This window comes from Bifidobacterium minimum (assembly GCF_000741645.1).
In the GTDB taxonomy this organism is placed as follows: domain Bacteria; phylum Actinomycetota; class Actinomycetes; order Actinomycetales; family Bifidobacteriaceae; genus Bifidobacterium; species Bifidobacterium minimum.
Window position 1 is genome coordinate 129,761 of sequence record NZ_JGZD01000009.1, and the last position, 22,777, is coordinate 152,537.

27 protein-coding genes, 1 tRNA gene and 1 pseudogene are annotated in these 22,777 nt (G+C 62.1%); all 29 read left to right on the forward strand.

The genetic code is table 11. The features are described 5' to 3' along the window. Positions 1–73: 73 nt before the first annotated feature. The 29 genes and pseudogenes from BMIN_RS04255 (at position 74) to rplF (ending at position 22,776) form a co-directional block, all read left to right on the forward strand. The gene (locus BMIN_RS04255; protein ID WP_022860863.1) at positions 74–1,189 is read left to right on the forward strand and encodes an ABC transporter substrate-binding protein; all 1,116 of its coding nucleotides are present in this window, start codon (positions 74–76) and stop codon (positions 1,187–1,189) included. 97 nt (positions 1,190–1,286) lie between these two features. Continuing rightward, positions 1,287–1,415 (forward strand): hypothetical protein, encoded by a 129-nt coding sequence (locus tag BMIN_RS09065; RefSeq protein ID WP_022860864.1) that lies wholly within the window; start codon positions 1,287–1,289, stop codon positions 1,413–1,415. A gap of 2 nt (positions 1,416–1,417) precedes the next feature. After that, positions 1,418–3,067: an amidohydrolase gene (locus tag BMIN_RS04260; RefSeq protein ID WP_022860865.1), complete on the forward strand. Its 1,650-nt coding sequence runs from the start codon at positions 1,418–1,420 to the stop codon at positions 3,065–3,067. 178 nt (positions 3,068–3,245) lie between these two features. Next, positions 3,246–4,622 carry an aspartate aminotransferase family protein gene (locus tag BMIN_RS04265; RefSeq protein ID WP_022860866.1) on the forward strand — a complete coding sequence of 459 codons (1,377 nt, stop codon included), beginning with the start codon at positions 3,246–3,248 and terminating at the stop codon, positions 4,620–4,622. A gap of 90 nt (positions 4,623–4,712) precedes the next feature. Continuing rightward, entirely contained in the window at positions 4,713–6,053 is a 1,341-nt protein-coding gene (locus BMIN_RS04270; RefSeq protein ID WP_022860868.1) for an NAD-dependent succinate-semialdehyde dehydrogenase, read from the forward strand. 175 nt (positions 6,054–6,228) lie between these two features. After that, a tRNA-Ser gene (locus BMIN_RS04275) sits at positions 6,229–6,315 on the forward strand. Positions 6,316–6,591: 276 nt separating this feature from the next. Further along, positions 6,592–7,260, forward strand: a complete 669-nt coding sequence (locus tag BMIN_RS04280; protein ID WP_033395420.1) for an IMPACT family protein — start codon at positions 6,592–6,594, stop codon at positions 7,258–7,260. 79 nt (positions 7,261–7,339) lie between these two features. Continuing rightward, positions 7,340–7,957, forward strand: coding sequence for a hypothetical protein (locus BMIN_RS04285; protein WP_022860870.1), 618 nt, complete (start codon positions 7,340–7,342; stop codon positions 7,955–7,957). Between the two features lie 78 nt (positions 7,958–8,035). Continuing rightward, positions 8,036–10,201 carry a 4-alpha-glucanotransferase gene (gene malQ / locus BMIN_RS04290; protein WP_022860871.1) on the forward strand — a complete coding sequence of 722 codons (2,166 nt, stop codon included), beginning with the start codon at positions 8,036–8,038 and terminating at the stop codon, positions 10,199–10,201. Positions 10,202–10,515: 314 nt separating this feature from the next. Next, positions 10,516–10,965 (forward strand): 50S ribosomal protein L13, encoded by a 450-nt coding sequence (gene rplM / locus BMIN_RS04295; RefSeq protein WP_022860872.1) that lies wholly within the window; start codon positions 10,516–10,518, stop codon positions 10,963–10,965. A gap of 20 nt (positions 10,966–10,985) precedes the next feature. Continuing rightward, entirely contained in the window at positions 10,986–11,474 is a 489-nt protein-coding gene (gene rpsI, locus BMIN_RS04300) for a 30S ribosomal protein S9 (protein ID WP_022860873.1), read from the forward strand. 266 nt (positions 11,475–11,740) lie between these two features. Beyond that, positions 11,741–14,472: pseudogene (gene adhE, locus BMIN_RS04305) on the forward strand (bifunctional acetaldehyde-CoA/alcohol dehydrogenase). A 491-nt stretch (positions 14,473–14,963) separates the two neighbouring features. Next, the gene (gene rpsJ / locus BMIN_RS04310) at positions 14,964–15,272 is read left to right on the forward strand and encodes a 30S ribosomal protein S10 (protein ID WP_003827292.1); all 309 of its coding nucleotides are present in this window, start codon (positions 14,964–14,966) and stop codon (positions 15,270–15,272) included. 16 nt (positions 15,273–15,288) lie between these two features. Then, positions 15,289–15,939 carry a 50S ribosomal protein L3 gene (gene rplC, locus BMIN_RS04315; protein WP_022860875.1) on the forward strand — a complete coding sequence of 217 codons (651 nt, stop codon included), beginning with the start codon at positions 15,289–15,291 and terminating at the stop codon, positions 15,937–15,939. Positions 15,940–15,943: 4 nt separating this feature from the next. Then, positions 15,944–16,609: a 50S ribosomal protein L4 gene (gene rplD, locus BMIN_RS04320; RefSeq protein ID WP_022860876.1), complete on the forward strand. Its 666-nt coding sequence runs from the start codon at positions 15,944–15,946 to the stop codon at positions 16,607–16,609. Between the two features lie 2 nt (positions 16,610–16,611). Next, complete coding sequence (gene rplW / locus BMIN_RS04325; RefSeq protein WP_022860877.1) at positions 16,612–16,908, forward strand: 50S ribosomal protein L23; 297 nt, start codon at positions 16,612–16,614, stop codon at positions 16,906–16,908. Positions 16,909–16,943: 35 nt separating this feature from the next. Next, positions 16,944–17,774, forward strand: coding sequence for a 50S ribosomal protein L2 (rplB, locus tag BMIN_RS04330; RefSeq protein ID WP_022860878.1), 831 nt, complete (start codon positions 16,944–16,946; stop codon positions 17,772–17,774). A gap of 15 nt (positions 17,775–17,789) precedes the next feature. Then, a complete protein-coding gene (gene rpsS / locus BMIN_RS04335; RefSeq protein ID WP_022860879.1) occupies positions 17,790–18,068 on the forward strand; it encodes a 30S ribosomal protein S19 in 279 nt (92 codons plus the stop codon). Positions 18,069–18,082: 14 nt separating this feature from the next. Next, positions 18,083–18,442 carry a 50S ribosomal protein L22 gene (gene rplV, locus BMIN_RS04340; protein ID WP_022860880.1) on the forward strand — a complete coding sequence of 120 codons (360 nt, stop codon included), beginning with the start codon at positions 18,083–18,085 and terminating at the stop codon, positions 18,440–18,442. 2 nt (positions 18,443–18,444) lie between these two features. Next, the gene (rpsC, locus tag BMIN_RS04345; protein ID WP_022860881.1) at positions 18,445–19,254 is read left to right on the forward strand and encodes a 30S ribosomal protein S3; all 810 of its coding nucleotides are present in this window, start codon (positions 18,445–18,447) and stop codon (positions 19,252–19,254) included. A gap of 3 nt (positions 19,255–19,257) precedes the next feature. Next, complete coding sequence (gene rplP, locus BMIN_RS04350) at positions 19,258–19,677, forward strand: 50S ribosomal protein L16 (protein ID WP_022860882.1); 420 nt, start codon at positions 19,258–19,260, stop codon at positions 19,675–19,677. Next, positions 19,677–19,934: a 50S ribosomal protein L29 gene (gene rpmC, locus BMIN_RS04355; RefSeq protein WP_022860883.1), complete on the forward strand. Its 258-nt coding sequence runs from the start codon at positions 19,677–19,679 to the stop codon at positions 19,932–19,934. Before rplP ends, rpmC begins: the two co-directional genes overlap by 1 nt. A 2-nt stretch (positions 19,935–19,936) precedes the next feature. Further along, positions 19,937–20,203: a 30S ribosomal protein S17 gene (rpsQ, locus tag BMIN_RS04360; RefSeq protein ID WP_026647385.1), complete on the forward strand. Its 267-nt coding sequence runs from the start codon at positions 19,937–19,939 to the stop codon at positions 20,201–20,203. Positions 20,204–20,274: 71 nt separating this feature from the next. Beyond that, positions 20,275–20,643 carry a 50S ribosomal protein L14 gene (gene rplN / locus BMIN_RS04365; protein WP_022860885.1) on the forward strand — a complete coding sequence of 123 codons (369 nt, stop codon included), beginning with the start codon at positions 20,275–20,277 and terminating at the stop codon, positions 20,641–20,643. A gap of 1 nt (position 20,644) precedes the next feature. Then, on the forward strand, positions 20,645–20,980 hold the full coding sequence (gene rplX / locus BMIN_RS04370) for a 50S ribosomal protein L24 (protein WP_022860886.1): 336 nt from the start codon (positions 20,645–20,647) through the stop codon (positions 20,978–20,980). Next, positions 20,977–21,549: a 50S ribosomal protein L5 gene (gene rplE, locus BMIN_RS04375; protein WP_022860887.1), complete on the forward strand. Its 573-nt coding sequence runs from the start codon at positions 20,977–20,979 to the stop codon at positions 21,547–21,549. The genes rplX and rplE overlap by 4 nt, the downstream gene beginning before the upstream one ends. 1 nt (position 21,550) lies before the next feature. Continuing rightward, a complete protein-coding gene (locus BMIN_RS04380) occupies positions 21,551–21,736 on the forward strand; it encodes a type Z 30S ribosomal protein S14 (protein ID WP_022860888.1) in 186 nt (61 codons plus the stop codon). Positions 21,737–21,821: 85 nt separating this feature from the next. Further along, positions 21,822–22,220 carry a 30S ribosomal protein S8 gene (gene rpsH, locus BMIN_RS04385; protein WP_022860889.1) on the forward strand — a complete coding sequence of 133 codons (399 nt, stop codon included), beginning with the start codon at positions 21,822–21,824 and terminating at the stop codon, positions 22,218–22,220. Between the two features lie 16 nt (positions 22,221–22,236). Continuing rightward, positions 22,237–22,776 carry a 50S ribosomal protein L6 gene (gene rplF, locus BMIN_RS04390; protein WP_022860890.1) on the forward strand — a complete coding sequence of 180 codons (540 nt, stop codon included), beginning with the start codon at positions 22,237–22,239 and terminating at the stop codon, positions 22,774–22,776. The last annotated feature ends 1 nt before the right edge of the window (position 22,777 follow it).

A 22,777-nucleotide genomic window follows, 5' to 3' on the forward strand; every position in this document is an offset into this window, starting at 1 on the left:
ATGCGGAGCGGAACGGAACGAATCAGGGACAAGAGACAAGACAAGGGATAAGAGGACAAGAGGAAGGACAATCATGAACGCGATGAAGAGGGTGGCGTCGCTAGCCGTGGCGACCGCGATGGTTTTTGCCATGGGGGCCTGCGGGGGCGGCGTGAGCGATTCCGCGCAGACCGGGTCGGCTTCGGCGGCCACCGGCGACTACAAGGCGGCCACGGGAGGAGAACTGCACGTCTACACCTGGGCCGGGTACATGCCCGACAGCGTGATCAAGGCGTTTGAGAAGGACACCGGCATCGAACTCACCGTCGACACCTTCGACAGCAACGAGGCGCTTGAGGCCAAGATGAAGTCCACGGGAGGGACGGGCTACGACGTCATCATGCCCAGCGACTACATGGTCAAACAGATGATCTCCGAGGGTCTTCTGCTCAAGTTCGACACGTCGAGCCTGCCGAATGCGAAGAACATCGCCACCGAATTCACGAGCCCCTATTATGACTCGGATCTCGAGTACTCCGCGCCATACATCGTCGGCTACACGGGTATCGTGTATGACTCGTCCTCCATCTCCGCGCAGGACGCGCCGACGTCGTGGAAGAAGTTCTTCAGCTCGTCGTCGTCGATCGGCAAGGCGCAGGTGCTTGACGACCAGATCGAGATCACGAACGCCGCGCTGCGGGCGGTGGGATCCGACCAATGCTCGACGAATTCCGATGACTATCAGAAGGCATCCACTCTGCTGGATGGCTTCAAAAGCAAGGTCGGCGTCCTGAGCTCCGAGGGAGTGGCGGACCGTCTGGCGTCCGGAGAGGAGAAATACGGCATGGCGTGGAGCTATGACGCTTACCAGGCGACCGTCTCGAATCCGAATCTGAAATTCGTCTATCCCACCGACGGCACATCGAAGTTCGTTGACAACATGGCCATTTCGGCCGGGGCGGAGAACGTGTCCCAGGCCAAGACGTTCATCAACTGGATGCTCAACCCCAAGAACAAGGTGGCCGTTGAGGAATCGGGAGGCGCGGGCAGCGTTCTTAAGGGCGGCAACGAACTGCTTCCCGAGGCGATGAGGAAAAGCAACGTCATCGTTCCCTCCAGCGCGGAGCTCAAGACGCTGCGCATAGAGAAGGCGTGCTCCAACAAGGTCAACGACTACTACACGCAGCTTTTCGAGGACTTCCGTCGTTAAGAGGATCCGTGCCGTCGGTTCGACCCTGAGCGCGGGCGCGGCGGCGACGCGGGGGTATGACGTTGTCGTTCCGAGCGGATACGGAGTCGAGGAGCTGATGCCGGATGATCTGAAGAACGATTCGGCCATCATCACTCCCAGCGACGTCAAACTCATGGACGTCCCCCAGTGCTCCACGGACGTCGTCAACAAATATTCCCAGATCTGGGAGCAGTTCAAGGAGTGACCATGAGTCAGACGTCAATGTTGTCCGGTGTTGATCGTGATGATCCTCTGCGCGTTTACCGTGGTGGCAGAGTGTGGGTTCGCAGGGGGGTGATGACGTCCGCCGTCGCGGTACGCGGGGCGGTCGTCGCGGCTTTGGGGAGAACCGCGGAGGGACTGGTCGACGAGGCGGACGAGGTGGTGGACCTGCGCTCGGGTCTGCTGCTGCCGGCATTCGGCGACGGACACTGCCATCCCATTTTCGGCGGTCTGGAGGCCCAGGGGCCTGACGTCGCCCATGCGACGAGCGTCTCGCGGATACAGCATGCGCTGAGGGATTGGGCGGACTCGCATCCGGGCGGCGATTGGATATTCGCCGCCAGCTATGATCCGGCTCTCGTGGAGGGGGGATCCTTCGACGCTCGGTGGATAGATGAGGTCGTCCCGGACCGTCCCGTGTGGCTTCGCGCCCATGACTACCACACCGCGTGGTGCAACACCAAGGCCCTTGCCCTTGCCGGCATAACGGCCGACACTCCCGATCCTCCGCTTGGCCGCATCGATCGTCGGGAGGATGGTTCGCCCAAGGGGACGCTCCGTGAATGGGGGGCCGTGGATCTGCTTCTGAAGGTCGCTCCCGAGCCCTCCCGTGAAGCCCTGGACCGCGCCTTGCGAACCGCATGCGAGGAGCAGAACGGATGCGGTGTGACGTGGATGCAGGACGCGTGGGTGGACGGGGGCATGCACCTGCCGTATTGCGATCTCCTCTCTCGCGGGGAGCTTTCCGTGCGATCGAATCTGGCGTTCAGGGCGGATTCGCGATACTGGCGTGGTCAGTTCGACGGATTCCGTCGCGCTCGTCAGGAAGTGCGGGATGCGGGGGATGCGGGGCTTCTTGACGCCCGAACCGTCAAGTTCTTCGCCGATGGGGTCATCGAATCGGGAACGGGGGCCATGCTTGATCCCTACGTCGACGCCGGTGGCGGGCGTGGGATGGAGGTGTGGGATCATGATGAGCTCGCGAGGGCGGTCACCGTCGCCGATTCACTGGGGTTCCAGGTGCACATCCATGCCATCGGCGACCGTGCCGTGCGTAACGCCCTTGACGCGATCGAAGCGGCGACGCTGAACAATCCCGGATGGGACAGGCGCCCGGTCATCACCCATGTCCAACTCGTCGATTCCGTGGATGTCGAACGATTCGCCGATCTTGGGGTGATCGCCAACATCGAGTCCTTCTGGATTCAGCGGGATCCGGTGATGGTCCGTCTCACCGAGCCTCGTCTTGGCGAGGCGCGGTCGCGTCGACAGTATGCCCTGGCTGACCTTCGCGAAGCCGGAGTCATGCTTTCTCATGGATCGGACTGGCCCATTTCCAGCAACAACCCCGTCCAGGCCATCGGGCGCGCGGTGACGAGGAAGACGGATCGGGGCCTCCCCCAGGGAGGTTGGATACCCGAGGAGAGGATCACCGTCGAGGATGCCATCGATATGGCGACCCGGGGAAGCGCAGTGCAGGGGTTCACCGAGGGGTTCCGCGGGACGCTTGACGTCGGGCGCCATGCGGACATGGTTCTTCTTGAGAGGGACATCACCTCGATTCCTCCGGAGGATATCGCGCGGACCCCTGTTCTGGGGACCTGGCTGGACGGATCGAACGTCTTTCGGAGATGAGGGCGGCAAGGTAATAGGAGAATTAATGCATTCTGCCATGATGACGATGTAATTCGAAGGTTTTTGAGTTCACCAAGAAGAAATAATTATCTGATTAGGTAAAAACACCACTAAAAACGAAACCTCCAACGTCGGCTGGTCGTATGCCGGAGTATGGAGGATGGCTAAGGAGAATCCCATGACGGGAATCATCGATCCGACACGACTCAAGGAACTGACCGCGAAGGAATCGGACAGGCTCGACGCGAAGCTGGTCAGGTCTCGCGAGATGTACGGGAAGGCGCGTGAGCATCTCTGCAACGGCGTTGCGTCCTCGTATCAGCTGCGCGACCCGTGGCCGATCTACGTGGATCACGGCGAGGGATCCCGCGTGTGGGACGTGGACGGCAACGAGTACTACGACTTCCACAACGGTTTCGGCGCCATGGTCCAGGGGCACGCGAATCCGGTGATCGGTGAGGCCGTGAACAAGCGCTTCGCCAAGGGGACGCATTTCGCGCTTCCCGACGAGGACGACTTCGTCGTCGCCGGCGAGCTGTCGGAGCGCTTCGGCCTTCCGAAGTGGAGATACACGAATTCGGGATCCGAGTCCACCATGGACGCGATCCGCATCGCGCGCGCCTACACGCACCGGGACCCCATCATGAAGATCTTCGGGTCCTATCATGGCCATCACGACGCGGTGATGATATCCATTGCCGAGGATTATGACAAGATCGGCGACCGTCTGCATCTGAGGTCCCTTCCCTATGGAGCGGGAATCCCGGCGGCGACGATTCCGCTGACCGTCCCGGTCCCCTTCAACGACGCCGAGGCGCTCGAGCACCGCATCGTCGAGATGGAGGGCGAGGGCAACGCTCCGGCGTGCCTGATCATGGAGGCGTGTCTGATGAACATGTCCATCGTGCCGCCGGAGCCGGGGTATCTGGAGGCGGTGCGGGACATCACGACGCGGCATGGCATGGTGCTGATATTCGACGAGGTCAAAACGGGTCTGACCATAGGACCCGGTGGCGCCACGAAGCTTTTCGGCGTGCGTCCCGACATGGTCACCATGGCCAAGGCCTTGGGAGGCGGGCTCCCCATGGGCGCCATCGGAGGCACCGAAGAGGTCATGAGCGTGGTGGAAAGCGGCGAGGTCTACCAGGTGGGGACGTACAGCGGGAATCCTCTGTGCGTCGCCGCGGCCCGGGCGAACCTGGAGAAGGTCCTCACGCCCGACGCCTACGATCATTTCGATCATCTCAACAAGCGCCTTATGGACGGCTGCACCGAGGTGGTCCATCGCTACGGCTTCCCGGGATACGCCGTGGGATTCGGGGCCAAGGGCTGCGTGACGTTCTCGCCGCACAAGATCGTCGACTACGTCACCTTCCGGCAGGGACAGCGATCGGATCTGAACCAGCTGTGCTGGCTGTACGCCATGAATAGAGGCGTGTTCATGACACCGGGGCGTGAGGAGGAATGGACCCTCTCCGTTGCCCATGACGACAAGGCGTGTGACGCCTACATCAACGCATTCGCCGAGATGGCCCACGATCTCATGTCCGACTAGATGATCGGAGGTCCGCATCCCTCGGTGATGCGGTCCTCCTGCGGACCGATGGTCAGACGGACGAGAAGAACGAAGGAAAGGACGGCTTCCATGTACGCAGTCATCAACCCCGCCACGGGCGAGGTCGAGGAGGAATACGAGACCTTCACCGATGACCAGGTCAGGGAGGCCGTCGCCTCCGCGGACCGCACCTGGCGCGAATGGTCGCTGGTCTCGTCGCTGGACTCGCGCATCCCGCTCATGCGCAACGTCGTGGAGATCTACATGAGGCGACGCGACGAACTGGCGGACATCATCCATCACGAGATGGGCAAGTCGCTTGAGGAGGCCGTCGGCGAGGTGGAGTTCTCCGCGCAGATCTACGCCTACTACGCCGACCACGCCCGCGAGCTGCTCGCCGACATGCCGGTCGACCGTCTCGGCGGCGGCACCGCGCTCGTCCGCAAGCTTCCCCTGGGACCTCTTCTGGGCATCATGCCGTGGAACTACCCCTATTATCAGGTGGCGCGCTTCGCCGGACCGAACCTGCTCATCGGGAACACGGTGATTCTCAAGCACGCGTCCCTGTGCCCGAAGTCATCCGCCGCGATGGAGGCGATCTTCCTTGAGGCGGGGTTTCCCCGGGGGGCGTTCGTCAACATATATGCGACCATCGATCAGGTGGCCGCCGTTATCGCCGACCCCAGAGTGCGGGGCGTCTCCCTCACCGGTTCGGAACGGGCCGGGAAACAGGTCGCGTCCGAAGCCGGCAGCGCCCTGAAGAAGGTCGTCTGCGAGCTCGGAGGCAACGACCCCTTCATCGTCATGAGCACCGATGACCTCGATGAGGCCGTCGGCTACGGGATCGCCGCCAGATACGAGAACGTCGGGCAGATCTGCAACGGGGCCAAGCGCTTCATTGTCGTCGACGGCCTGTATGACGACTTCCTCGGCAGATTCGTCGAGGCGTCCAAAAAGCTTGATCTGGCGCCGATGTGCTCCGAGGCGGCCGCGGCGAATCTCAGCCGTCAGGTCCATAGGGCCTTGGACGAGGGCGCGACGCTCGTCATGGGGGACCCGGACAACCATGGGGCCCGGTTCAGCCCCGTGATTCTCGCCGACATCCCCGAGGGGGCGTCGGCGCGGCATGAGGAGTTCTTCGGTCCCGTGTCCCAGTTCTATCGTGTGGCGGACGCGGGGGAGGCCTTGCGCGTCGCCAACGATACGCCCTATGGTCTGGGATCCTACGTCTTCACGACGGATCCCTCCGAGGCCGAGTTCTTCGCCAACGGATTGGAGACGGGCATGACCTACGTCAACGAGGCGGGCGCCGACAGCGCCGAGCTTCCCTTCGGGGGTGTGAAGAACTCGGGGTTCGGGCGTGAGATGGGGGTGCTTGGCATGAGGGAGTTCGTCAATCTCAAGCTCATCACGCATCATCGCGGAGCCTAGTCCGGGATGGCGCTCGACGTCCTGGCGAATCCGCGTCGTTGAATCCGCGTCGTCGAATGCTGTCGCGCCGGAGCATGACCCGTCGATGTATGGCGTCGTCGGCCCATGGCGTCGTCGGCGGGTCAGATTCGCACGGGATGGTACAGTAATCAGTTGTTGCGCCAAAGCGCATCGTGGAGTCATGCCTGAGTGGCCGATAGGGGCACCCTGCTAAGGTGTTAGTCGTGTAAGCGGCTCGAGGGTTCGAATCCCTCTGACTCCGCGAATGGTCTTCGGGGATGATTCCCCGGAGGCCTTTTTTCATGCCGAAAACCGAGTGTTTCCAAGCCTTCCGGGACTGTTTCCCGCCATTGCGTCGCACAGACGTTTGCGTCAGGAATCGTCGGTTTGACTTGTCCGTAGCTTGTCTTTTAGATTGTCGGCAGGAGGGACGATGCCATGAGACGACAGTGGGGGAGTCTGTTCGGCGCCCGGCGCCGCCGGACCCTCGCAGGGATCCCTCGGATGCCGTGTTTCCCGACGCGGTACTATGTGGGCGATGGCAACTGAATCCCTTACGGTGATTGATGGGCCGGACTCTCCGGCCGTCTACGAGCATGACCAGCGCAAATCGCGTTTCATCGCCCAGATATGCCATCTCGCCGACGTCGCCGAGGTCGGCGACATCGTGGCGAGGGTCAGGTCGGCCGCCCCCAAGGCCCGGCATGTGGTTCACGTGGCGGTGCTGGGAATCGATCCGGGATCCCGTGACGTTCGCATGAGCGATGACGGGGAGCCCTCGGGAACCGCGTCCCGTCCGATTCTTGAAGTTCTGCGGTCCCGTGGACTCACCGATTGCCTGATCGTGGTGACGCGATATTTCGGAGGGGTGCTTCTGGGGGCCGGCGGGCTTGCCCGGGCCTATTCCGCCGCCGCCTCGGGGGCTCTCGGAGCGGCCACGCAGGCGGTTCTGACCGTTTATGAGCAATACGACGTCGAGGCCGACTACTCGGCCTTCGCCGTGGTGAACAGGATCGTCTCCCGTGTCGGAGGGAGAGTATCCCGGGCCGATTACACGCAGAGCGTCCGGTGCGGGATCGTCGTCCCGGAGTCGTCCGCCGGATCGTTTGAGAGGCTTGTCGTCGAGGAGACCGCGGGTATGGTGGTTCCTCGTCCGCGCGGCGCGATCCGGATGCCGAGACCGCTCGCCTCGGACGGTGATGCGTGATCGGCGTGCGCGCGTTGCGGTTCGACGGGCGCATGGCTTGGGTCGTCGAGGTCGGGGTCGTTGAGGTTAAGGTGGAGGTATGAGCGAGACGCATGACGGGGAGACCTCCTTTGAGCCGTTGACGGTGACCTATGAGAGATTGCGGCATTCGGACGATTCGCGGTCATTGAGCGAGTTCGCCCGTCGCACGCTTCCCGATCGTTCGGATCAGGCGGCCTTTTCGCGCGCCACGGCACTGCTGGAGGCCGTGGCGGGCAATGCGAACACGCCTGTTGAGGACCGCGTGTATCTGGCCACCGCGATGCCCTTTCCGAACGTGCTGGTGAAGCTGTCCACGGATCGGGATCCGTCCGTGCGGGCCGCCGTGGCGGGCAACGTCCATGACAAGAACTGGCTGGTGGGGCGTCTGTCGAAGGATCCGGACCCCACGGTCCGTTCGGCCGCCCTGCGCAACCCCCAGACGTCGTGGAAGATGCGGCTGGAGGGCGCCCAGAATCCGGACACCGATGCCGGCACTCTGGCGTATCTGGCCGGATTGGGATACGACGGGGATGATGGGTCGCCTGTCGTTCTGGCGGCTATGGTTCGCCGTGCCGTCGCCCTGAATCCCTCCTGTGACGCCGAGACGATCCGCCTGCTGTCCGAGGATCGCGATCCCGGCGTTCGCGCCGCCGCGGAAGCCGTTTCTGGCGCGTGAAACCGTACTCGGCGTGTCGTGTTCCATGACATGTCCCGCTTTGGGATGGCGCGGGTCTTGTCGAGTTACACTGGGTCTATGACAGAGAAGAGCGAAAGCAAAGAACGTCTGGCTCGTCCACTCATCCGTCTGGCCAAGTTGGTGGGAGTCGGCACGGATTATGTGGGGCAGTCCGACGATTACCACCAGATCGATGATGATGTCCTGGTGGCGATCCTGAAGTCTTTGGGCATTGACGCATCGAGCGATGAGGCCATCGACAAGGCGATCCATGGGATACTCGACCGGCGTCATGCCCGTCTTGTGCAGTCCACGATCCTGCATGTTCTGGGACAGGAGTCACAGGTCACCGTGAACACGGGAATCCTTGAGATTCCGACGGCCTCGATCACGCTGGAGTCCGGGGCCGACTATGCGGGCGCCGTCGTGGCGGGCCCGGGCGACGGGTCCCAGGCGTATTCGCTGGGGGACAGGTTCGTTTCCACCGCCACGGTGACGATTCCCGCGGATCTTCCAATGGGATACCACACGCTTCATGTCACGGTCGGCGATCGCACGCAGGACGCCACGCTGATATCCGCCCCCGACCATATCGAACTGCCTGATTCCCTCCGCCGGGGACGGCTGTGGGGGTGGATGGCGCAGCTTTATTCCATCCGTTCCGGAGGCTCATGGGGCGTGGGGGACTACGAGGATCTCAAGACGATGCTCACGTCGGCGAAGGCGAGGACCCAGGCCGACTTCATCCTCATCAATCCCCTTCACGCAAGTGAGCCGACCGTTCCGCTTACCCCCTCGCCCTATCTTCCGATCTCTCGCCGCTTCGTGAACTTCACGTATATCCGGCCCGAGTCCATACCTGAGTACGCCATGCTCGACGCCGATTCCCGTCGTCAGATCGTGGAGCTCCACGATCAGGTCGAGCCGCTCAACGGCGATGCCCAGCTCATCGACCGCGATGCCATGTGGCGCACGAAGATGAGGGCCCTGTGGCTTATTTTCAAGTCGGGACGTCCCGCCCAGCGGCAGCGGGAGTTCGACGCCTTCCGCGGGGAGTGCGGATCGGAGCTGGAATCCTACGCCACATGGTGCCTGTGCTACGACAAATGGGGCAAGCCCGAAGATGGCCCCGACAGCTGGGAGAAGCGGTTCGACCGCGAGTCCCCGGAGGTGACGGCCCTCAGGGAGCAGTTCCCCGATACGTTGGATTTCTACCGCTGGCTCGAGTGGATTGCCACCCAGCAACTGGAGGATGCGCAGAAGGCCGCCAAGGAGGCCGGGATGCGTCTGGGGATCATGTCCGATATGGCGGTCGGCGTGCATCCGGCGGGTTCGGATGTGTGGTGGTACCCGGAGCGGTTCGCCAAGGGTGCGACGGTCGGTGCCCCGCCCGACTACTTCAACCAGCAGGGGCAGGACTGGAGCCAGCCGCCGCTGAGTCCCATGGAGCTGGAGAACACCGGCTATGTGGTGTATCGGGACATGGTTCACGGCATGTTCGCCAAGGCCGGCGCGGTCAGAATCGATCATATTCTCGGACTCTTCCGCCTGTGGTGGATTCCCGAGGGCTGCTCGGCCAAACAGGGTGCCTACGTCTACTACGATTCCGAGGTCATGCTGGGGATTCTTGCGATCGAGGCCACCCGGGCGAACGGCGTCGTCGTGGGTGAGGATCTGGGTGTCGTCCCGGATTACGTCACGGAGTCGTTGTCCCGGCATGGCGTGTTCGGCTGCTCGGTGGAATGGTTCGAGCAGGACAGCGGCGTTTTCCGCAAGCCGTCCACATGGCGCGAGAACGCGTTGGCATCGGTGAACACGCATGATCTTCCGCCGGCGGCCGGGTATCTGAACTATGAGCAGGTGAAGATTCGTCAGCGTCTGAACCTTCTGACCACGTCGGTCGAGGAGTTCAAGGCCGATGCCGTCAGGGAGCACGACGGCATGATTGCGATGCTGGTGGACAACGGGTTCCTTGACCGCGAGCTGGCGCAGGACGAGGCGGCGCATGAGCAGGAGATCGTCGAGGCTCAGTACCGCGCTCTTACGTCCGCGCCCAGCAAGCTTCTTGCCGCTGCGGTCGTCGACGGGGTCGGGGAGCGTCGCGCCCAGAACCAGCCCGGGACCAACAACGAGTATCCGAACTGGCGTGTTCCGCTGGCCGACGGGAACGGCGACGTCGTCCCGTTGGAGGAGCTCTTCGACAATCCGCGGATGCAGTCTCTTGCGGATGTCATGAACGGTTAGGGTCGATGCCCCTTGCCCGCGCGCATGCTGACCGGCGATCAAGACGGTCAAGCCGATGGCGATCAGTCCGCCCTTGCCCGCGCGCGTGCGGACCGGCGCTGAATTCGACCCGCGCGGGTCCGTCGTGTTGCGGTTAGGCATAGCGGGCGATATAGTAAAGGATTGTTGTGTTTCCCTAAGGGGTCCTTCAAAGCGCTTTCCCACTCGCCACCGAGGACTTTCAGGGAGCCCACGGATAATGAGACCAATGCCAGTGCGCGTTCAGACGCGTGGGGGCCGCGGTCCGGAACACAATATCGAGAAAAGGTACACCCGTGAAAACGTTCACACCAAAGTCGGACGATCTGACTCATGATTGGTATGTCGTCGACGCCACAGACGTGGTCCTCGGTCGTCTTGCCACTCAGGTCGCCACGCTGCTGCGTGGCAAGAACAAACCTACATTCGCGCCCCATGCGGATTCAGGCAATCACGTCATCGTCATCAATGCGGGGAAGGTCGCTCTGACCGGCAACAAGCTGGGCAAGGAGCTCTACTCCCATTCCGGTCGTCCCGGCGGATTGCGCAGGGACACGTACGCCAAGCTGCTGACGACGAACCCTGAGCGCATCATTACCTCCGCGGTCCGCGGCATGCTGCCGAAGAACCGTCTGGCAAGCGTTCAGATGGGTCGTCTGCACGTGTTCGAGGGATCCGAGCATCCCCACACGCCGCAGAAGCCCACGATCTTCGAGATCACTCAGGTCTCGCAGCAGGCCAAGTGAGCCGAAGGGAGAAATAGATCATGGCTGATAACACAACCAACTCCGCCGTTGAGGCCGAGGAGACTTTGACCACGTACACCACCGAGACCAATGCCGGCGCAGGCACGGGATCGTCCGAAATCGCCCCGGGATATGGCACGGGACGCCGCAAGGAGGCCATCGCGCGCGTCCGTCTCGTTCCCGGAAGCGGGCAGTGGACGGTTAACGGTCGCGCCTTGGAGGACTACTTCCCGTCGCGGCTGCTGCAGCGCGAGGTGAATTCACCCATCGTCCTGCTCAAGCTTGAGAACAAGTTCGACGTCGTCGTTCTTGTCGATGGCGGTGGCAAAACCGGTCAGGCCGGAGCGATTCGCCTCGGCGTCGCCCGTGCCCTCAACTCCATCGACCGTGAGGCGAACCGTCCGGCCTTGAAGAAGGCGGGATTCCTCACTCGCGACGCTCGTGCGGTCGAGCGCAAGAAGGCCGGTCTGCACAAGGCCCGCCGCGCTCCGCAGTTCTCGAAGCGTTAGTCGTTCGTCGCCGTCTCAGGCCCCGGCCCCGTATGGGACCGGGGCCTGAGCGTTTGTCCGGAGAAATCCGAGTGTAAAACAAAACTCACAAATACCGTACAATACGGAACATCGTTGGCTCCTCATCATTCATGAAACGCTCAACTCGTGCATCGCGCGGGAATCGTACATCTCGTCCTATAGATTGTGACGAAGGTCACATACACCAGTGACGCTGAAGTGTTCATGGGTCTGGTGGTTCATGAACATCATTTGAGGAGGACTGCATGTCAGACGAACACAATGACGCGAATCTTGTCAAGCCGACGCCCGATGAGATACGGGCGCAGGCCGAAGCGGAGGTGGACGCCCTTGTGGGCAGGGCGCAGGAGGCCCTGACCGCTTTTGAAGCACTTAATCAGGAGCAGGTGGACAGAATCGTAGCCAAGGCGTCGATCGCCGCCTTGAACAAGCATCTGGTGCTGGCAAAGATGGCCGTGGATGAGACCGGTCGTGGTCTCGTAGAGGACAAGGCCACGAAGAACATCTTCGCATGCGAGCATGTAACCAATTATCTGGCCAACCAGCGTACCGTCGGTGTGATCCGCAGCGATGACGTTCTGGGGATCGACGAGATCGCCGAACCTGTCGGAGTCGTCGCCGGCGTGACCCCGGTAACGAATCCCACGTCCACCGCCATCTTCAAGTCGCTTATCGCGCTGAAGACGCGATGCCCCATCATCTTCGGATTCCACCCCTTCGCCCAGAAGAGCTCATCCGAGGCCGCGCGCATCGTGCGTGACGCCGCCGTCGCCGCAGGAGCCCCGGAAAACTGCATCCAGTGGATCGAGCATCCCTCAATCGATGCGACCGGAGCGTTGATGAAGCATCCGGGGGTCGCGACGATTCTGGCCACGGGCGGTCCGGGAATGGTCAAGGCCGCATACACGTCCGGCAAACCCGCGCTGGGAGTCGGGCCCGGGAACGCGCCTGCCTATGTCGACGCCGATGTCGATGTCGCCCGGGCGGCCAATGACCTCATTCTGTCGAAGCATTTCGACTACGGGATGATCTGCGCCACGGAGCAGGCCATCATCGCGCGCAAGGAGGTCTACACTCCTCTGGTGCGCGAGCTGAAGCGCCGTAAGGCATACTTCGTCAACGACGAGGAGAAGGCCAAGCTCGAGCAGTACATGTTCGGGTGCGTGTCCTACTCGGGGAAGACTCCGAAGCTCAACTCTGCCGTCCCCGGCAAATCGCCTCAGTTCATAGCCCATGCCGCGGGGTTCGACGTTCCCGAGGACGTCACCATACTCGCCGCCGAATGCAAGGAGGTCGGGGAGAACGAGCCGTTGACCATGGAGAAGCTCGCCCCGGTCCAGGCGGTCCTCAAGGCGGAGGACAAGGAGCAGGGATTCGAGATGTGCGAGCAGATGCTCGTTCATGGCGCCGGTCACACCGCCGCCATCCACACCAACGACGAGGATCTCGTCCGCGAGTATGGCCTGAGGATGCATGCCTGCCGGATTATCTGGAACTCCCCGTCGTCACTGGGCGGAATCGGCGACATCTACAATGCCATCGCGCCGTCGCTGACCCTCGGCTGCGGTTCGTATGGCGGCAACTCGGTGTCGGGCAACGTGCAGGCCGTGAACCTCATCAACATCAAGCGAATCGCGCGGAGGAACAACAACATGCAGTGGTTCAAGATTCCTGCGAAGACCTACTTCGAGCCCAACGCCATCCGGTATCTGCGCGATATGTACGGCATCGAGCGCGCCGTCATCGTCTGCGACAAGGTCATGGAGCAGCTCGGCATAGTCGACAAGATCATCGATCAGCTCAGGGCCCGTCACAACAGGGTCACCTTCCGGATCATCGACTACGTCGAGCCCGAGCCCTCGGTGGAGACCGTCGAGCGCGGCGCATCGATGATGCGCGACGAGTTCGAGCCCGACACCATCATCGCCGTCGGCGGGGATCCCCCATGGACGCGGCGAAGATCATGTGGCTGCTGTACGAGCGGCCGGAGATCGCGTTCTCGGATGTCCGGGAGAAGTTCTTCGACATCCGCAAACGCGCGTTCAAGATTCCGCCGCTGGGCAAGAAGGCCAAGCTCGTGTGCATCCCGACGTCCTCGGGAACGGGTTCCGAGGTCACGCCGTTCGCCGTCATCACCGATCACAAGACCGGATACAAGTACCCGATCACCGATTACGCGTTGACGCCGTCGGTGGCCATCGTCGACCCCGTCCTCGCCCGCACCCAGCCTCGGCGTCTTGCCCAGGATTCCGGCTTCGACGCGCTGACGCATGCGATGGAGGCCTACGTGTCCGTGTACGCCAACGACTTCACGGATGCCATGGCGCTTCACGCCGCGCGACTCATCTGGGACAACCTCGAGATCTCGGTCAATGGGGATGACGGCGAGGAACGCACCAAGGCGAAGGAACGCATGCACAACGCGGCCACCATGGCGGGCATGGCGTTCGGCTCCGCGTTCCTGGGGATGTGCCACGGCATGGCCCACACGATCGGAGCGCTCTGCCATCTCGCGCACGGGCGGACGAACTCGGTTCTTCTCCCGTACGTGATCCGGTACAACGGTTCGATCCCCATGGAGTCGACCAGCTGGCCGAAGTACAACAAGTACGTCGCCGCCGAGCGCTATCAGGATCTGGCGCGTGATCTGGGCGTGGATCCGGGATCCACACCCGAGGAGGGCGTCGAGAACCTCGCGCTCGCCGTTGAAGAGTATCGCGACGAGAAGCTGGGGATGAACTCCAGCTTCCAGCAGCTCGGCGTGGATGAGGACTACTTCTGGAGCATCCTCGACCAGATCGGCATGCGCGCTTTCGAGGACCAGTGCACCCCCGCGAATCCGCGCGTCCCCCAGATAGAGGATATGAAGGACATCGCCGTGGCGGCCTACTACGGCGTCCGTCAGGAGGAGGGACATCGGCTCAGGGTGCAGAGGGAGGGCGTCGGCGCCACCGAGGAGGCATCGGAGCGTCTGTGATGACGTCGTCTCCCTCCCATCATGGCCGTTGATCGCCTGCGTCCATGAGGTTGCGACCACCGGGGCGTCCACGGTACGTGGACGTCCCGGTCGTTGTCAGCGTCGTTGTCGGCGAAGCTCGTTCGTGGTCGGATGGGTGACGGTCGAATGCGACGGGCATCACCCGGTCATCCCCGGTCGTGCTCAGTCGTCGCCGGTTCGTCGTCCGGGCGCGCGATGACGCGGTCAGCGAAGCCCGATGAGGGACGCGCCGCAAGGCGACACGCCGTTGCGTGAAGACGGCCCGGGTGCTTTAATGGAGAAGTTGCCTGTTTTGGGCTCGCATATTTGTAAGAAAAAAGCGAGCGCGGCGCTCTCATCGGTCTATTCGGTCGAGGGGGTGGGCTGCGCACTGATGAACGGTGTCTTTCGTGGAACGACGCCTTTTGCCGGTGTCCTGTGCAGCAGGGTTAAGTAAATCAGCAAGACAACGCAAGAAAGGGCGGACGGCAATGGCGGGACAAAAAATCCGCATCAGGCTTAAGTCCTATGACCATGAGGTCATCGACCAGTCGGCGAAGAAGATCGTCGAAACGGTGACGAATGCGGGTGCCACCGTGGTGGGTCCGGTTCCTCTGCCGACGGAGAAGAACGTGTTCTGTGTTATTCGTTCTCCCCACAAATACAAGGATTCGCGCGAGCATTTCGAGATGCGTACGCATAAGCGTCTGATCGATATCGTGGACCCGACCCCCAAGGCCGTGGATTCCCTGATGCATATCGATCTGCCCGCCGATGTCAACATCGAGATCAAGCTGTAGGGGAGGAGGGACCGCAATGTCGCAGAAGGCCAACCGTAGCGCACTGCTGGGCAGGAAGCTCGGCATGTCGCAGGTGTGGGACGAGAACGGATACTTCGTTCCCGTCACCCTGCTCGACGTGTCCACCAACGTGGTCACGATGGTCAAGGATGGCGAGAAGGATGGCTACACGGCCATTCAGCTCGGCTATGGACAGATCGATCCGACCAAGGTGACCAAGCCCTTGGCCGGGCATTTCGCCAAGGCGGGAGTCACTCCCCGTCGTCATCTGGTCGAGGTCCGCACGGAGAACGCCGCGGACTATACGCCGGGGCAGGAGCTCACGGCCGAGCAGTTCGACGAGGGCGTTCAGGTGGACGTCACCGGAACGAGCAAGGGCAAGGGATTCGCGGGCACCATCAAGCGCTGGGGCTTCAAGTCCTATCGCCGTACCCACGGTTCGCACAAGAACGAGCGTCGTCCAGGTTCGGTCGGCGCATGCGCCACGCCAAGCCGCATCCTCAAGGGGAAGCACATGGCGGGTCGCATGGGGCATGACACCTCGACCGCGTTGAACCTCACCGTTGTCTCCTCGGACGTCGAGAGCGGAATCATCGCCGTCAAGGGTGCCGTTCCAGGGCCCAAGGGCGGAATCGTCCTCATTCGTTCGGCAGTGAAGGGAGCCTGACATTATGGCCAACATTACTCTGAACGTCAGTGGCGCCGAGGGCAAGGCTCTGGGCACCGTCGAGGCTCCCGCCGAGCTCTTCGGAGTCTCCGCCGAGGACATCCAGGCGCACGTGCCCCTGATCCATCAGGTGGTTATCGCGCAGCTGGCGGCGGCGCGCCAGGGAACCCATTCGGTGAAGACCCGCTCCACCGTCTCCGGCGGCGGACGCAAGCCTTGGAAGCAGAAGGGCACCGGCCGGGCTCGGCAGGGGTCGATACGCGCTCCTCAGTGGGCTCACGGAGCCATCGCCCATGGACCCGTTCCTCGTTCATACGAGCAGCGCACGCCCAAGAAGATGAAGGCGGCCGCGCTTCGCTACGTTCTGTCCGACAGGACCAATGCGGGACGCGTCGCCGTCGCGGACTTCGGCATCGGCGAAACGCCATCCACCAAGGCCGCGGTGTCCGTTCTCAATCCGCTAACCTCGAACAATTTCACCACGGTGGTGCTGTCGCGCGACAACATCAACGAGTGGCTCTCCGTGCGCAACATCCCCACGGTGCATGTTCTGTTCGCGGATCAGCTCAACACCTATGATGTGGTCACCGCTCAGTACGTCGTCTTCTCGCGTGAGGGTTTTGACGCCTTCGTCGCGGCGAAGACCGAGCCGACCGTGAAGGAGGCCTGATTATGGTAGCGATCCATAACCCAGCTCACGACGTCATCCTCAAGCCTGTTGTCTCCGAGAAAAGCTATGCGGCCTCGGATCGCGGACAGTACACCTTCGTGGTGGCCCCCGAAGCGAACAAGGTCCAGATCAAGCAGGCAATCGAAGAGATCTTCAAAGTCAAGGTGACGAACGTCAACACCCTCAACCGCGCCGGCAAGCGCCAGCGCACCAGGACGGGATTCGGCCGCCGCGTGAATCAGAAGCGTGCGATCATCACCGTTGCCGAGGGACAGACGATTGACATCTTCGGTAACTGAAGGTTAGCCGAGAAAGTCGAAGGAAGAACTACATTATGGCTATCCGCGTTTATAAGCCGACGACCGCGGGCCGTCGCAACGCATCCGTCTCGGATTTCTCCGAGCTCACGCGCTCAACACCCGAGAAGTCGCTGGTTCGCAAGCTCAGCAAGACTGGTGGTCGCAACTCATACGGCCGCATGACCTCACGCCATCGCGGCGGCGGCCACAAGCGCCAGTATCGTCTGATCGATTTCAAGCGTTGGGACAAGGACGGCGTTCCCGCGAAGGTCGCCCATATCGAGTATGACCCCAACAGATCCGCGCGCATCGCGCTGCTTCACTATGCCGATGGCGAGAAGCGCTACATCATCGCTCCTGAGGGAATCAAGCAGGGCGATGTCATCGAGACGGGCGCCCAGGCCGACATCAAGCCGGGCAACAACCTGCCTCTGCGCAACATACCCACCGGTACCGTGATCCACGCCATCGAGCTTCGTCCTCTGGGCGGTGCGAAGATCGCGCGTTCCGCCGGTGCCGCGGTTCAGCTGGTCGCCAAGGACGGCATCTACGCCCAGCTGCGCATGCCGTCCGGAGAGATCCGCAACGTCGACGCCCGCTGCCGCGCCACCGTCGGTGAGGTCGGGAACTCCGACCACGCCAACGTCGAGCTGGGCAAGGCCGGACGCGCCCGCTGGATCGGCAAGCGGCCGATCACCCGTGGCGAGTCCATGAACCCCGTCGACCATCCTCATGGCGGACGTACTCGCGGTGGCAAGCCGCCTGTGTCTCCGTGGGGCAAGGGCGAGGTCCGTACCCGTCGTCCGAAGAAGGCCTCGAACAAGATGATCGTTCGTCGTCGTCCCAATGGCAAGAACCGCAAGTAAGGGAGCGTCCACAAGATGACTCGTAGCATCAAGAAGGGCCCCTTCGTCGACGCCCACCTGCAGAAGAAAGTCGACGAGCAGAATGAGAAGGGCACGAAGAACGTCATCAAGACGTGGTCGCGCCGGTCGATGATCACCCCGGACTTCATCGGGCACACGTTCGCGGTCCATGATGGCCGCAAGCATGTTCCGGTTTTCGTCACCGAGGCGATGGTCGGTCATAAGCTTGGTGAGTTCGCCCCCACGAAGACCTTCAAGGGTCACGTGAAGGACGACAAGAAGGTACGCCGCTAAGGAGAGCATGACACATGGAAGCTAAAGCAATTGCTCGTCACGTACGCGTGACGCCGCGCAAGGCTCGTCGCATGGTCGACCTCATCCGCGGCAAAAAGGCGACCGAAGCAATCACCATTCTGAAGTTCGCACCCCAGTCGGCGGCCCTGCCCGTCCGCAAGGTCCTCGAAAGCGCCATCGCCAACGCACGGGTGAAGGCGGAGAAGGACGGGGAGTCGTTCCGCGAGAACGAACTCTTCATCCAGGAGACCTACGTCGATGAGGGTGTGACGCTCAAGCGCTTCCGCGCCAGGGCGCAGGGACGTGCGGCCCGTATCAACAAGCGGACCAGCCACATCACAGTTGTCGTCGCCAGCAAGGAAGGAGCCCGCTAAAGATGGGTCAGAAGATCAATCCCTTTGGCTACCGCCTGGGCATCACCGAAAGCCATCGTTCAAAGTGGTTCTCCGATTCCAACAAAGCCGGTGAGCGCTACCGCGACTTCGTTCTCGAAGACGACAAGATCCGCAAGGTCCTCAGCAAGGATCTGGAGCGGGCGGGCGTGTCCCGCATCGTTATCGAGCGCACCAGGGACCGGGTACGCATCGACATCCATACGGCGCGACCGGGCATCGTCATCGGACGCCGGGGAGCCGAGGCCGAGCGAGTCCGCGCCAAGCTCGAGAAGCTGACCGGCAAGCAGGTCCAGCTCAACATCTTCGAGGTGAAGAACGCCGCCATCGACGCGCAGCTCGTCGCCCAGGGGATCGCCGAGCAGCTCACCAACCGCGTCACCTTCCGCAGGGCCATGCGCAAGGCTCAGCAGGACGCCATGCGGGCGGGTGCCAAGGGCATCCGAATCAAGCTCGCAGGACGTCTCGGTGGCGCCGAGATGAGCCGTTCCGAGTTCTACCGCGAGGGTCGCGTCCCGCTGCAGACGCTGCGTGCCTTGATCGACTACGGCTTCTTCGAGGCCAAGACGACCTATGGCCGCATCGGCGTCAAGGTCTGGATATACAAGGGCGACATGACCGAGAAGGAATTCGAGGAGCAGCAGGCTCAGCAGGGCGCCGGTCGTTCCGGTCGTCGTGGTGACCGTCGTCCCCGTCGGGGACAGCGTCCCGAGTCCCAGTCCCAGCAGTCTCAGCCGAAGTCCGACGCCGCGGCACAGTCCGATAAAGCCGCCGTCGCGGAAACGAAGGAGTGAGCAATGCTTATCCCCAAGAGGACAAAATACCGTAAGCAGCAGCGTCCCGCCCGCCGTGGGATGTCCAAGGGCGGAAACGAGATCGCGTTCGGCGATTTCGGAATCCAGGCGCTGGCTCCCGCTTACATAACCAACCGCCAGATCGAGGCGGCCCGTATCGCCATGACGCGTTACATCAAGCGTGGCGGTCGTGTATGGATCACGATTTTCCCCGATCGTCCTTTGACCAAGCACGCTCTGGGAGCGCGAATGGGTTCGGGAAAGGGCGCGCCGGAGTTCTGGATCGCCAACGTGCATCCGGGTCGTGTGATGTTCGAGATCGGTGGAGTGTCGGAGGACGTCGCTCATGAGGCCCTTCGCCGTGCCATCGACAAACTCCCCATGAAGTGCAGGATCATTGCGCGAGAAGGCGGTGACATCTGATGTCGGTCGGAACAGCTGACTACAGCATCAAGAACCTCAATGAGAAGACGACCAGCGAGATCGAGGATTTCCTGAAGAAGTCCAAGGAGGAGATGTTCAATCTCCGTTTCCAGTCGGCCACCGGTCAGCTGGAGAACTCGGCGCGTCTCAAGGCGGTTCGCCATGACATCGCCCGTATGTACACCGTCCTGCGTGAACGCGAGCTAGGGATCAGCCAGGAGCCCGAGGCACCCGCGACCGCATCCAAGGAGAAGTGACCATGGTTGATCAGAAGGAACGCAACTTCCGCAAGGTTCGTCGCGGTTACGTGGTGTCCGAGGCAATGGACAAGACGGTGACCGTGGAGCTCGAGCAGCGTTCGACCCACCCGCTGTACGGCAAGGTCGTTCGCAGCACTCGTAAGGTCAAGGTCCATGATGAGGCGAACGACGCGCATGTCGGCGATCTCGTGAGTATCATGGAGACTCGGCCTTTGAGCAAAACGAAGCGTTGGCGTCTCGACACCATTATCGAGCGCGCCAAGTAATAAGGTTCGGCAAGGCTCCGCGTCCCACCCCTGTGGTGGACGTGGAGAACCAGCTCGGCTAAGGAGAATCAATGATTCAGCAGGAAACGCGGCTTCATGTCGCCGACAACACGGGTGCCAAGGAGATTCTTGCCATCCGCGTGCTCGGCGGATCGAAGCGACGCTATGCCGGCATCGGCGACGTCATCGTCGCCTCCGTCAAGGACGCCATCCCCGGCGGGTCGGTCAAGAAGGGCGACGTCGTCAAGGCGGTCGTCGTCCGTACCGTCAAGGAGCATCGCCGTGTCGATGGCTCCTACATCAAGTTCGATGAGAACGCTGCGGTTATTCTCGGCTCGGGACATGAGCCCAAGGGCACGCGTATCTTCGGACCGGTCGGTCGCGAACTGCGCGACAGGCGTTTCATGAAGATCGTGTCGCTCGCACCGGAGGTGATCTGACATGGTAGCCAAGATCAGAAGAGGCGATCAGGTCAGGGTCATCCGCGGCAAGGATCGCGGCAAGGAGGGCAAGGTCACCCGAGTCCTTCCCGATGACAAGCTCATCGTCGAGGGCGTGCAGATCGTCAAGCGCCATGTGAAGGCGACCCAGCAGGGGCAGCAGGCCGGCATCGTCCCGACCGAGGCCCCCATCCATCGCTCGAACGTGATGCTCGTCGATCCCGAGACCTCGCAGCCCACCCGCGTGGGCGTCGTCGTCAAGCAGGAGGCCCGTGACGGCAAGGTGAAGACCGTGCGCGTGCGCGTGGCCAAGAAGTCCGGAAAGGAGCTGGCATGACCGATACAACAGTTGAGGCGCCGGCGACCCCCCGTCTCAAGCAGGACTACCGTGACCGCATCGTCCCGGAGCTCGAGAAGGAATTCCATTACTCCAATCCCATGCAGGTGGCACGCATCCAGAAGGTCGTCGTGTCCATGGGCGTGGGAGCCGCAGCCCGTGATTCGAAGCTCATCGAGGGCGCGATCAAGGACCTCACCCTCATCACCGGGCAGAAGCCCAAGGTCACCAAGGCCAAGAAGTCCGTCGCGCAGTTCCATCTGCGTGAGGGGCAGGCCATCGGCGCGTACGTCACGCTGCGTGGCGACAGGATGTGGGAGTTCCTCGACAGGCTTCTGACGCTGGCTCTTCCCCGTATCCGTGATTTCCGCGGCATCAACGGGAACCAGTTCGACGGACAGGGCAACTACAATTTCGGCCTCACCGAGCAGTCCATGTTCCACGAGATCGATCCGGACTCCATTGATCACCAGCGCGGTATGGACATCACCGTGGTGACCAGCACCAAGGATGACAAGGAGGCGCAGGTGCTTCTGCGTCACCTCGGATTCCCCTTCAAGGAGAACTGATATGGCAAAAACCGCTCTGAAAAACAAAGCGGCCTCCAAGCCGAAGTTCCAGTCGCGTGCCTACACGCGCTGCCAGGTTTGCGGCCGCCCGCACTCCGTCTATCGCAAGTTCGGCCTGTGCCGTATCTGCCTTCGCGAGAAGGCCCATCGCGGCGAACTGCCCGGAGTAACGAAGTCCAGTTGGTAAACATCGACGCTGAAGGTCCCTGCCCGATGGGGGTCATGCCCCCGTCCGGCACCGGAAACCACGGCGAGAAAGGGCGTTAGCCCACATGACAATGACAGATCCAATCGCAGACATGCTCACGCGTCTGCGCAATGCCAGCGCGGCCAAGCACGAGACTGTGGACATGCCGTATTCGAAGTTCAAGGCGAACATCGCCGAGATCCTCAAGCGCGAAGGCTACATCAAGGACTTCGGCGCGAAGGAGGCCAAGGTCGGACGCACTCTTGAGCTCACCCTCAAGTACGGTCCCAACGGCGAGCGTTCGATTCAGGGAATCAAGCGCATCTCCAAGCCCGGACTTCGGCGCTACGCCAAGTCGGACGCGCTTCCCATGCCGCTCGGCGGACTTGGGGTGGCGATCATCTCGACAAGCTCGGGACTGCTGACTCAGAAGGAATGCCTCGACAGAGGCATCGGCGGCGAGATCGTCGCCTACGTGTGGTGAGAGGAGAGAGCTAAACATGGCATCGCATATTGGCAAGCTCCCCGTCGCCATTCCGGCGGGAGTCGAGGTCTCCATCGAGGGACAGCAGTTCTCGGCCAAGGGTCCGAAGGGATCCGACAGCTACGTGATTCCTGAGGGGATCACCGGTTCCGTGGAGGGTGCGGATATCGTGCTCACCGCGTCCGACGACGAGCGTCCGACACGCGCGCGTCACGGATTGAGCCGATCGATTATCGCGGGCATGGTTCAGGGCGTTCATCAGGGGTACACCAAGTCCCTTGATATCATCGGAACCGGCTACCGCGCCCAGCTCAAAGGCAAAAGCGTCGAGTTCTCCCTGGGATACTCGCACACCATCACCGTGAATCCGCCGGAGGGTATCGAGTTCGAGCTCCCGTCCGCGAACCAGATCCTCGTCAAGGGAACCGACAAGCAGATCGTCGGTCAGGTCGCGGCGAACATTCGCAGGCTTCGTCCTCCCGAGCCCTACAAGGGCAAGGGGATCAAGTACACGGATGAGCGTATCCGCCGCAAGGCCGGAAAGGCTGGTAAGTGAT